The organism is Streptomyces sp. NPDC002935 (assembly GCF_040611295.1).
Classification (GTDB): domain Bacteria; phylum Actinomycetota; class Actinomycetes; order Streptomycetales; family Streptomycetaceae; genus Streptomyces.
This window is the reverse complement of the sequence record NZ_JBEXNW010000071.1, coordinates 1-11493: the sequence shown is the minus strand read 5'-3', so window position 1 is coordinate 11493 and position 11493 is coordinate 1. Positions and strand designations below refer to the sequence as shown.

General features: G+C 73.2%; 8 protein-coding genes. 6 read left to right on the top strand and 2 right to left on the bottom strand.

Features of this window, described 5'->3' with window-relative positions; genetic code table 11:
* Positions 1–76 precede the first annotated feature (76 nt).
* From ABZX90_RS43190 to ABZX90_RS43170, 5 genes are all read left to right on the top strand, one after another.
* On the top strand, positions 77–946 hold the full coding sequence (locus tag ABZX90_RS43190) for a ScbA/BarX family gamma-butyrolactone biosynthesis protein (protein ID WP_355213649.1): 870 nt from the start codon (positions 77–79) through the stop codon (positions 944–946).
* A 1084-nt stretch (positions 947–2030) separates the two neighbouring features.
* The gene (locus ABZX90_RS43185) at positions 2031–3542 is read left to right on the top strand and encodes an MFS transporter (protein ID WP_355213648.1); all 1512 of its coding nucleotides are present in this window, start codon (positions 2031–2033) and stop codon (positions 3540–3542) included.
* A 700-nt stretch (positions 3543–4242) separates the two neighbouring features.
* Entirely contained in the window at positions 4243–4818 is a 576-nt protein-coding gene (locus tag ABZX90_RS43180; protein ID WP_351134896.1) for a Uma2 family endonuclease, read from the top strand.
* Entirely contained in the window at positions 4815–5087 is a 273-nt protein-coding gene (locus ABZX90_RS43175; protein ID WP_351134894.1) for a helix-turn-helix transcriptional regulator, read from the top strand. The genes ABZX90_RS43180 and ABZX90_RS43175 overlap by 4 nt, the downstream gene beginning before the upstream one ends.
* 558 nt (positions 5088–5645) lie before the next feature.
* Positions 5646–5951, top strand: a complete 306-nt coding sequence (locus ABZX90_RS43170) for a hypothetical protein (RefSeq protein ID WP_355213647.1) — start codon at positions 5646–5648, stop codon at positions 5949–5951.
* Between the two features lie 108 nt (positions 5952–6059).
* On the opposite strand, the gene ABZX90_RS43165 is transcribed toward ABZX90_RS43170, so the two are convergent.
* Positions 6060–6938, bottom strand: a complete 879-nt coding sequence (locus ABZX90_RS43165; protein ID WP_351134893.1) for an NAD(P)H-binding protein — start codon at positions 6936–6938, stop codon at positions 6060–6062.
* 779 nt (positions 6939–7717) lie between these two features.
* Between ABZX90_RS43165 and ABZX90_RS43160 the strand changes: the two genes are divergently transcribed.
* On the top strand, positions 7718–8383 hold the full coding sequence (locus ABZX90_RS43160) for a ScbR family autoregulator-binding transcription factor (RefSeq protein ID WP_355213646.1): 666 nt from the start codon (positions 7718–7720) through the stop codon (positions 8381–8383).
* A 969-nt stretch (positions 8384–9352) separates the two neighbouring features.
* Here ABZX90_RS43160 and ABZX90_RS43155 read toward each other — a convergent pair.
* A complete protein-coding gene (locus ABZX90_RS43155) occupies positions 9353–10987 on the bottom strand; it encodes an FAD-dependent monooxygenase (protein ID WP_355213650.1) in 1635 nt (544 codons plus the stop codon).
* Positions 10988–11493 lie beyond the last annotated feature (506 nt).

Sequence of the window (11493 nt, the reverse complement as noted above, 5' to 3'; positions counted from 1 at the left end):
GGGAGAGGTTGCCGATGCGCTTGACCTCGCCGTTGCGGACGTACCAGATCGCGCCGTTGTCACCCTGACCACCACGGTGCCCAAGGAACTCGTCCACCGCGCCAGCGTCGCCGAGGTCCTGCTCACCAACTGGGCGCGCACCGGCACCAACCGCTTCGAGGTCAGCGCCCAGTGGCCGCGCGGGCACAGCTTCTTCACCCCCGTCCAGGGCCGCCACGACCCCCTCATCGCCGCCGAGACCTTCCGCCAGGCGGCCATCCTGCTCGCCCACACCGAGTTCGGCGTCCCCCTCGACCACCCCTTCCTGATGCACGCCCTCACCCTCGACGTGCACCCCGAACACCTGGGCACCGGCACCGCACCGGCCACCATCGACATCGACATGACCTGCCACGACATCACCTGGCGCCGGGGCGCCGCGGCGACCATCGGCTTCGAGGCGGCCTTCCGGCGCGGCGGCCAGATCGTGGGAAGCGCCCGCGGCACCTGTACGTGCACCACCCCCGCCGTCTACGCCCGGCTGCGCGGCGCCCGCCGGGCCGCGGCCGGACGCCAGCCCGCCCTGACCGCCCCCCTCGCCCCCCAGCACGTGGGCCGCACCTCACCCGCCGACGTCGTCCTGTCCCCCACCGCCGAACCCCGCCGCTGGCTGCTGCGCACCGACACCCACCACCCCGTGCTCTTCGACCACCAGGTCGACCACGTCCCCGGCATGGTGCTCCTCGAAGCCGCCCGCCAGGCAGCCGTCGCCACCCTGGGCCAGGCCACCTTCGTCCGCCACCTCGCCGCCGCCTTCGAGCGCTACACCGAACTCGACACCCCCTGCACCCTCGAGACCACCCCCCTGCCCCACCACCCCGCAGGACGCCGGATCCTCGTACACGCCCACCAGATGGGCACCCCCGTCTTCACCGCCACCGTCGCAACCGACCACCACCCCGCCTGACCCACCCCGCCCGACCGGCCCCGCACGACCGGCCCCGCACAGCACCCACCCGCACCGCCCGGGCCCGCACGACCGGCGGCCCCGCACGACCGGGCGCCCGCACAGCACCCACCCGCACCCGCCCGCGCCTCACACACCGCCCGGCCCCGCACGACCGGGCCCGCACACCTGACCAAGCAGTACGCATGACGGCCGTACGACGCATGACGGCAAGGTGCGCGTGACCGGGCCGTACGACGCATGACCGGCAGGGTGCGTGTGACCGGCCGGTGCGCCCGGCTCCCCGAACCCCCCGGCACCCGCGGCCGGCCGGGCACCCCGAGCGAGGGGCCGCCGCGACAAGCACGGCAGTCCGGCGCCGACGACCGGGCCGCGGCCGGGAGTGCCCGCATGCCCGCGCGCCCGCATGCCCGCATGCCCGCCGATGCTCCATGAAAGCGTCCGGCCGTGGTCGGGGCAGCGGCGCTGAAGCAGCCGGTACCGCCCCCTACCGGGTCCCGGCCTGCCGAACGGGCGCTGCCGGGTCTTGGCCTGCCGGCCTTTCGCGGCCGGATCAGGCGTTTGAACGGGGCCGGGCCCGCGCGGGCCCGCCCGGCGACCGGAAACAAGCCGGCCCGGGGGCTCTCCCCCACCGCGAGACGCCCCTGGTCCGTGACCAGGGCAGGGCCCGCCGGGACCGGGCGGGCGGGGCCGCAGAGCAGACCGTCGCGGCTCAACCCCGGCAAACGACCCGCACCACCGGCCGGCGGACTGCGCCGCCGCAAGGTCCCGCACAAGGTCCCGTGCACGTCGAGCCGGAACCGGGGCGGGCAGGGCGGCGGCACTGGCGGTCACGCCATCCGCCTCGCCCGATCCCTCGTCCCACCCGGCCCGCACCACAGCGTGCGGCCCGGCCGCGACGACGGGGGGCGGCGCGGCCACGGGGGCGGTGCGCGTTCGCGGCGGCGCGGGGGCGGTGCGTTCGCGGGGGCGGTGCGGCCCGCCCTTGCCGATGCTCGAGGCGCGGGAGCGGGCCCGGCGGCCACGACGCGCGCGGAAGGGCTCCTTCCACGCGTTGCCTGTGGTTGCTGCTTAGCGTGACCTCATGACCACAGTCCAGGCCCGGCCCGCTGTTGACGACCGGCGGTGGAAAGCGCTCGCGGTCTGTCTGACGGCGGGCTTCATCTCACTGCTCGACACCTCGATCGTGAACGTGGCACTGCCCTCGATGGAACACGGACTGGCCGCCTCGGAGGCGGCCCAGTCCTGGGTGGTCTCCGGATACGCCCTGGCCTTCGGACTGGTGCTCGTCCCGGCGGGCCGGCTCGGCGACATCCGCGGACGGCGGCAGGCCTTCCTGCTGGGCCTGGCCGCGTTCACACTGGCCTCGGCCGCGTGCGGCCTGGCTCCCAGCGCCTCCTGGCTGGTGCTGTTCCGGCTCGTCCAGGGCGCGGCGGCGGGCATGGTCGCCCCGCAGACCTCGGGGCTGATCCAGCAGATGTTCCAGGGCGCCGAACGGGCCAAGGCCTTCGGCCTGCTCGGCAGCGTCATCGGAATCTCCACGGCGCTGGGCCCGCTGGCGGGCGGCCTGCTGATCAACGCCGCCGGCACCGGCGACGGCTGGCGCTGGGTGTTCTTCGTCAACCTGCCCATCGGGGCAGCCGCGTTCGCCGCGGGACTGCGGCTGCTGCCCCGGTTCCCGGCGCAGGCGGGCAAGAAGAAGGAGGAGTTCGACCTGTTCGGCGTGCTGCTCCTGGGCGCCGCGGTCCTCGCGCTCATGCTGCCGCTGGTCCAGGAACAGCAGTGGACCGGCCGGCTGAAGTGGGCACTGCTGCCGGTGGGCACACTGCTGCTGGCCGCGTTCTGGGCATGGGAACGCCGCCAGCAGCGCCACGGGCAGGCCCCCCTGGTCGATCCGGGCCTGTTCTCCCTGCGGTCCTTCACGTTCGGCTCCCTGATCAGCCTCACCTACTTCGCGGGCTTCACCACCGTCTTCTTCGTCTACTCCCTGTTCCTGCAGAACACCGTCGGATACAGCGCGCTGGCCGCCGGCATCTCGGTACTGCCCTTCGCCGCCGCCTCGGCCGTCGGCGCCGCCATCGGGGGCCGCCTGGTGATGCGCCACGGACGCATGCTGGTCGTCACCGGCCTCGGCGCAGTGGCCGCGGGACTCCTCGGAGTGATCGTGGCGGTGCAACTGGTACCCCTGCAGAACGTGGGATGGGCCACGGCCCTGCCGATGGTCATCGCCGGAATCGGCTCCGGCCTCACCGTCTCCCCCAACACGACACTCACCCTCACCCGCGTCCCCGTGCACCGCGCCGGCGCCGCCGGCGGCGTCCTGCAAACAGGCCAGCGCATCGGCTCGGCAGCCGGAATCGCCGTGGTCGGCGCGGTGTACTTCGCCCACCAGGCCAACCACGGACAGTCCGTCACCGCCATCCAGCTGGGACTGCTCACCGCCGTCGGGTTCAGCACGACCGCACTGCTGCTCGCCATTGCGGACCTGCGCGAACGCCACCTGCACCCCGAACCGGAACAGACCATGCAAACCACCCCCCGGCGGCACGGCACCCAGGACGGTGACACCGACGAAATGGCACGACGCGGCAGCTGAAGGCCACAACCACCCACACGGCCGCCCAGCCGCCGCACGGCCCGCCTGGCACCGGCACCGGCACCACCCCACCGGGCAGGCGCAGTCCCCTGCGGGTCGGGCGCAGTCCCCTGCGGAACAACCCCCAGGCTCCCCGCCGGCCGCCTTCACGGGCAGCCGGCAATCCCGCCCGCGCCCTGTCCGTCCACGCGGAGCGGACGACCGCACCGGACCCCGCCCGCTGACGAGGTGCAGTACCGGGTCGCTGTGACGGTGGTGCCGGCGCCGGTGCGCCCCTCCATGCCCGCGGCGAAGGCACGGACTGCCGCAGGGCGGCGCGCACCGGTGCGGACCAGGAGGCTGCCATCGGCGTCGCAGGCACAGCGGGCCAGTCCGGTGCCGCTGCGGGCCGTACCCGCCCTGACCGCCGGCCACAGCCCGGCAACCCGGCAGGATCCCGGCGAGGACCGTGCCGTGGTCATCGCAGGAGCCTTTGGAAGCCGCCGCTGTCGCTCCTCGCCCTGGAGCCGCGACCCGGGGCTCGTGAACTCTCCCGACAGGCCCCCAAGTCGCCGTGTCTGAACCGGACACGGCGCAACAGCTGCGCCGGCCCGGGGCGCGGGCACGGTACTCCCGCTCGCCTCCCGGGAGGCAGCACAAAGACTCCCGGCGGCTGCGAGACTCACCATTGCATGACGATTTCGTCATGTACGGTGAGGGCATGACGGAACAGAGCGTCTACCGGCATCTCCGTGAGTTCCGTGAGACTTTCGACAGGCCTGAACCGCTGGCCTGGCCGGAGATCAGCCATGGCCAACTGCTGATGATGATGAGCCCGAAGAAACAGCATCAGCTGGTTGCTCACCGCCTGCGCACCCAGTTGGAGCCCCAGTTGGGTGCAGGCATGCTCCTCATGCTCGAAACCGACATGGAAGATGCCGGACTCGGCATCCTGCGTGTACCCGATCTCGTCGTGATCGACGAGGAAGAGGCCGTGGCCGACAGTGATGCGATCGACCCCCGCCGCTGCCATCTGGTGATCGAGATCGTGTCCCGGTCCAATCCCAGCAACGACTACGAGGGCAAGTTGCGCGACTACCCGGCCATGGGAGTGCCGCACTACCTCATCGTCGACCCCCGTGACGGGAGCGCAGTCCATCACTGGGCACCTGTGCACCGAAGCGGCGTGCCCACGTACGACAACAGGCAGCACTACACGTTCTCGGACACCATCACCATCGCCGACTGGAAGATCGACACTGCCGGCCTGCCCCGTTACAGCAAGGACGGGCAGTGAACGACACAGCAGGCCTGGTCCGGTTCTGGCGCCGGCAGCGCGGGATGTCCCAAGCACGCCTGGCCGAGCTCGCCGGGACCGGGCAAGCCGCGATCTCGCGCATTGAATCAGGGCGGGACCTGCCCACACTGGCCCTCCTGGAGCGCATCGCCTCGGCACTGGACTGCCGGCTGACGGTCACTTTCACCTCCGGCTCCGGGCAGACACTGCCTTCAGCCCCAGCGTTCCCTCCCCTGCTGACCGAGCCGGCAGGAAATCCGGACGGCTGACGATCCGCCACGCGCGGCACCAGGACCCCCTTGGCCGTGTCACCTTCTCCGGGGATCAGGCACACATTCCGTGAGAGCGATCAACGGGGTTCCGTCTCGGCGGCACAGCGTCATCCGGGACCGTGGTGCGGTGTGATGAGCTCGTCGGTGACTTGTTTGCGCACCTCAGCGAGTTGCTGGTGGAGCGCGTGTTCTTCGAGGGCGGAGCGATTCGCCTGGCGGCGAGAACCCGGGAGGCCGAGGCGACCTGCCCCGGGTGCGCGGCGGTGTCCAACCGGGTGCACAGCACATACGGAAGAAGCCTCGCCGGCACAACGGTCGGGGATCGGCCAGCACTGATCGAGCCGACGGTGCGGCGGCTGTACGAGCGGAACTTCCCCTCCTGCACAAGCGAGTCCTGCTCACCCCAGCTCAGGGCAGCCACCGCCACCCGGCATGACCGGCCCCGACAGAACGGCCTCATGAGTTCGGGCGACGACCAGATCGCGCAGGCCGAGTGCCGCTTCAAAGTCCGTTTTTCCCGGGGACTCCCGGCATTTCCTGGCCACGGACGGGAGCATGGCCCGGTTCGTTCCTGCTGCGGACGCCTTCCTGATGATCAATGCCATTGCAGAACTCATCGAAGTCGATGAGGCCGGCGACTTCCAGGAACGCTTCCCCGGGAGCGTCGTCATCGGCGGGGACGCAAGCCGCGAAATGCTCACCTGCGACTTCCGGCAGGAACCCCCGTCCCTGGTCCTGCCCGACGTCGCCGCTCAGGACTGGCCGTCCGCCATCCACCAGGCAACGTCGTTCTCGGCCCTGCTCGAGCAGTTCCCCGAAACCGGATGGAGACGGGACGCATCCGGGCCCCCGCCCTCCTGACAGGCATCCTCACGCAATGCGTGCCTGATCCCCCTGCACGCCTGCACGACCACCCCGTCCGCCCGCACCTGCCCGGCACGTCGCCGGCCCCTGCACGCCTGCCGGGTGTCACCAAGTCCCCCGCGCCGGACCGGACGCGCGGAAGGCGTCCAGATGGTCGCGGACCCAGTCGCCATAGGAGCGGGCCGGCCGGCCCAGCACCTCACCCACCGCGGGCTCCACCCTCTGCTTGGCCCCCGCCCGCTGCCGGCCCGCACTGTCCAGCAGAGCCTGCACCACCGCCGGCGGATGACGCCGGGCCAGCAGAGCACGCGCCGTCTCCGGTCCGAGCTCCTCGAAAGCCAGCTCCACCCCCAGCTGCCGCCCCAGCTCCGCCGTCTGCTCCACCGCCGTCAGCGCCCGCGGCCCCGTCAGCGTGTAGGAACGGCCCGCATGCCCCTGCCCCGTCAAAGCACACACCGCCACCTCCGCCACATCCCGCGGATCCACACACGCATTACGCGACGTCCCGCACAGCGCCCGCACCACCCGCTCCTGCCGCACCGACGGCGCCCACCCCAGCGTGTTCGACATGAACGCCCGCGGCCGCAGCAGCGTCCACTGCAGACCCGACCCGCACACCGCCTCCTCCGCGCCGCGCTGCCAGCACGTCACCACATCCCGCGCCCGCGGATCCGTCACCGCCGCCGCCGACAACTTCACCACCCGCCGCACCCCGGCCGCCCGCGCCGCCCGCACGAACCGCACATCATCGCCCTCACCGACCCGGCAGGTCAGCAGGAACGCCGCCCGCACCCCCGCCAGCGCCCGCCCCAGCGACGCCTCGTCCCCCAGATCCCCCACCGCCACCTCAACACCCGCCGGCAGCCCCACCGCACGCCCCGCATCACGCACCAGAACCCGCACCCCCACACCCCCCGACAGCCGGCCCAGCCCGGCCACCACCACCCGCCCCACCGTCCCCGTCGCCCCGGTCACCAAAATCACAACCCCACCCCTCCCCACCACCGCGAAACAGCCCCGACCCCACCCAGCCCGACCGACCCGCCCCGGACCCGCCGCACCCCAATCCAGCCCTGCCGCACCCCAATCCAGCCCTGCCGCACCCCAATCCGGCCCGGCTCCACCCCAATCCGGCCCGGCTCCACCTCAATCCGGCCCGGCTCCACCTCAATCCGGCCCGGCTCCACCTCAATCCGGCCCGGCTCCACCTCGACGCGGCCCGCTCCGCCTCGAACCGGCCCGGGTCTCACCGCGAACCCGCCCGGGTCCGGGCCCGGGCCCGGGCCACGGCGGCACGCGGGTCCCGGCGGATCAGCGAGCGCGACCCGGGGCGGCCGGCATACCGGCCGCCCGGCTTCTCACCCCGCATCACCCGCCCCCGCACCGAACGGCCTTAAGGATCCCGCCCCCTGCCCGGACCGGGCGGCGGGCCCTTCGGGCGGGTGATCCGAGCACGGTCCGCGTGAGCGGCCTCCCGGCCGCCGCGGGCCCCACCCCGGCCCGGACAGCGCCCCTCCGGCCCCAGGCGCATCGAACCGGCCTGCTCTCGCCCCGCCCCGCCCCGGTTTCGCCCCGGCCCGTCCCGGTTTCACCGCGAACCGACACAGCTCTCCCGGACATCCGGCGTGCCGGCGTGCCCCGTCATCGGCCAGGACAGCAGGCCCCACGCCCGACAACCTGTAATATACAAACTGGACGGTTTCTTTTGCCGGGTCGGCGGACCGGGCATATGCCCAGCAAGAACAGCACCGAAGGAGGCCGCCATGGCCATGCAGGACCGGGCGATCCGCACCCGGCAGTCGATCCTCTCGGCGGCAGCCGGCGTCTTCGAGGAACGCGGCTACCAGGCCGCCACCATCAGCGAGATCCTCACCGCCGCCGACGTCACCAAGGGCGCCCTGTATTTCCACTTCCCCTCCAAGGAACACCTCGCCCAGGGCGTCCTGTCCCAGCAGGACGGCCAGACCTCCATCCCCCGCGCCTGCAAGGTCCAGGAACTCGTCGACATGGGCATGCTCCACGCCTACCGCCTCCAGACCGACCCCATGGTCCGCGCCGGGGTGCGCCTGGCCCTGGACCAGCAGGCCCAGGGCCTGGACCGCAGCGGACCCTTCGCCCGCTGGAGCGAGTCCATCCGCGAAACCCTCACCGCCGCCCAGCAACAAGGCGAACTCCTGCCCCACGTCCAGCCCCACACCACCGCCGACGTCATGGTCGGCTCCTTCGCCGGCGTCCAGGCCATGTCCCAGGCCCTGTGCGACTACCAGGACCTCCAGCACCGCATCTCCGACCTCCTGCGCCACCTGCTGCCCTCCGTCGTCCACTCCTCCGTCCTGGCCTCCGTCGACCTCGCCGACGGCCGAGGCGAAAAAGTCTTCAACGAACTCCAGCAACACCACCAGGACACCCCCCAACCCGCCACCAACTGACCGGCACCGGCCCGCGCCACCAGCCGCCCCGGGCCGGCACCCCGCCGCACGGCCCGGAACCCACCCACACCCACACCCCCACGGCGCCGCACCCGGCCCCACCGTCCGCCACAAGCCGGCCACGGCGCCGCAGGCCCCGCCCCCTCCGGCACCGACACACCCTCACCACCGCGCCCGGCCCCTGCACCCACAACCCGGGCGGTAACGGTCCAGCCCGCCCGCAGCTCCCGGCCCCACGGCCACCGCACCACCAGCCCCCCCCCACACCCCCACACCCCGCACCCCCGCGCACCGGCCGGCAGCACCGCAGGCCGCGAGACGCAGGCCGCGAGACGGGCGCCCGGCCGAGACCCACCGGGACGCCCCCACCGCCCGGCCGCCCGCAGACGGCAGACCGCCGCAGGCCGGCCGGCACCACCCACCGGCGGCCGTACGCCCGCCGCACGCTCCGGACCCACGCACACCCCCCAGGCGCCGCACCCAGCCCCCCTTGCCGGCCCGGGCACACCGGCCGGCAACACCCACCGGTGCCCAACCCGCGGCAGACACACAATCCGGACCCCACGAACACCCCCAGCCCCACCACCCGGCCGCCCACCGCCCGCAGACCGCCGCAGGCCTGCCGGCGCCACCCACAGGCACCGGCCGTCCGGCGGACGCGCCAGCACCGGCCGTCCCGCGGACGCACAGCCCGGGCCCCGCCGGCACCCCCAGCGCCGCGCCCCGCCGCTCCAAGCCGCCCCAAACCATCACCCGGGGCCCGGGCGGCACCGACCGCCGGCCGGACCCGCAGCGCCTCACCCCCACACCCGCCGCCCAGCCCCCGCACCCCCGGCACCCCCGGCACCGCCCGCATCACCGGGGGCCGCTCCCGGACTCGCGCCCACCACACAGCCCGGGCCCGCGCCCACCACACAGCCCGCGCCGGCGCCCTCAGCCCCCCGCACAGCCCGGGCCCCGCCTGCGCCCTCAGCCCCGCGCCCCGCCGCCCGCAGACCGCCGCGCGCCGGCCGGCGCCACCGCGGACACCGGCCCCGCGCACGCCACCGCCGTGCCGCCGGGACCCAGCAGCGCCCTCAGCGCGACGTCCAGCCCCCTCCCGCCGTCGGACGCCCAGGCGATGTAACCGTCCGGCCGCACCAGCAGCGCATCACAGTCCACACCCGGCACCGACACCACCCGCACCACCCGCACCACCGACGACCACGCACCCACAGAACCCGCGAACCGGCCGCCCCGCCCGCCCGCCAGCAACAGCACCGGCCCCCCGCCCCGCAGCAGACCGATCACATCCCTCACCCCGCACCCGGTCCGCAGCACAACATTGCGCAGAAACCTTCCCTCCCACGCCGACGACGACCCCTCCGCCACCGGCAGCACCGTGTCCTGCGCACTGACCATCTCCCCCAGCCCCCCCGCCCCGCCCCGGCGCATCAGGGACCCGAACAGATCACGCAGCGGATCCAGTTCCGCCCCCGGCCGCATCAACGCCAACTGCGCCCGCGTGCTCTCCACCACCCGCAACGCCGCAGGCCTGCGCTCCAGGTCATAGGAGTCCAGCAACTCCTCCCCCGCCCCGCCCCGCACACACAACGCCAGCTTCCACCCCAGATTCACCGCATCCAGCAGCCCCGTGCTCAACCCCTGCCCCCCGATCGGGAAATGCACATGCGCCGCATCCCCCGCCAGCAGAACCCGCCCCCTGCGGAACGAACCCGCCACCCGCGAGAAATCACTGAACCGGCTCAGCCACCGCCCCTCCCCCAACACCACATCCCGGCCCGCGATCCACGACACCTCCCGCCCCAACTCCGCAAGCGTCACCGGCCGCCCCCGCACCCCCTCCCCCTCCGCACCCGAACAGTTCAACGTCCGCACATGCACCCCACCATCCCCCGCATCCTTCACCACCACCCACCCCCGCCCCGTCCGATGCCACCCCACCCCCAACCCCCCCACCCCACCCGGCCGCACCCACCCCATCAACGCCCGCGCCGTCGCCGGCCACGACCGACACCCGAACCCCGCCAACTCCCGCACCACACCCCGCGCACCATCCGCCCCCACCACAAACCGAGCCCGCCAACTCACCAACCCACCCGAACCCCGCCCCACCACCCGCACACAATCCCCCTCCTCCTCCAACCCCACCACCGACACCCCCCGCACCACCCAACCCCCCACCCCCCGCACCCGCCGCTCAAAACCCGCCTCCAACTCCGCCTGCACACACCGAACCACCGGCACCGGCTCCCCCACCGGAGCCGAAATCACCAACCCCCCCAAACCCCCAAAATGAAACACAGACGACAACCCACCACCCACAACCGCTCCACCCACAACCGACCCCCCCCCCCCCACACCACCCGGCCCCCCAACCAACCCCCCACCCGACAGCGCCCCGACCGACGGCACCCCACACCCAACAGGCACCACATCCCCCCCATAACCCCGCCGCACCAAACACTGCACCGACCGCGCATGCAACACCGACGCCTTCGGCCTCAACGACACCGACCCCCGCTCCTCCACCACCAACACCCGCACCCCCAACCCCCCCAACTCCGCCGCCACACACAACCCCACCGGACCCCCACCCACCACCACCACATCCACATGCACCCGACCCACCACCACAACCCCCTCCACCCACACCAACCCAACCCCAACCCAACCGGGCAACCGCACCCGCACCCGCACCCGCCAACCACGACCGGCCAACCCCAACCAGCCCCAGCCCGAACCAGGACCCGAACCCGACCAGCCAACCAACCCCGAACCGAACCCCGAACCCCAGACCCCGGACCGGCCCAGACCGGACCCCAGACCCGAACCGGACCCCAGACCCGAACCGGACCCGGACCGGACCCCAGACCCAGACCCGAACCCGAACCGGACCCGAACCGGCCCGCACAACCGAACCGGCCCGCACAACCCGAACCGGCCCGCACAGCTTGATCCCGTCCGCACGGCTTGATCCGTAAATAAACCGGGTGGACGGTTCTTTATAAACCCCGCCCCCACCCCACCACAACAACCCCCACCCACCAACACCCCACAAAACACCAACCCAGACACCCGACCGACCCCCAACCAACCCAGACCCCACC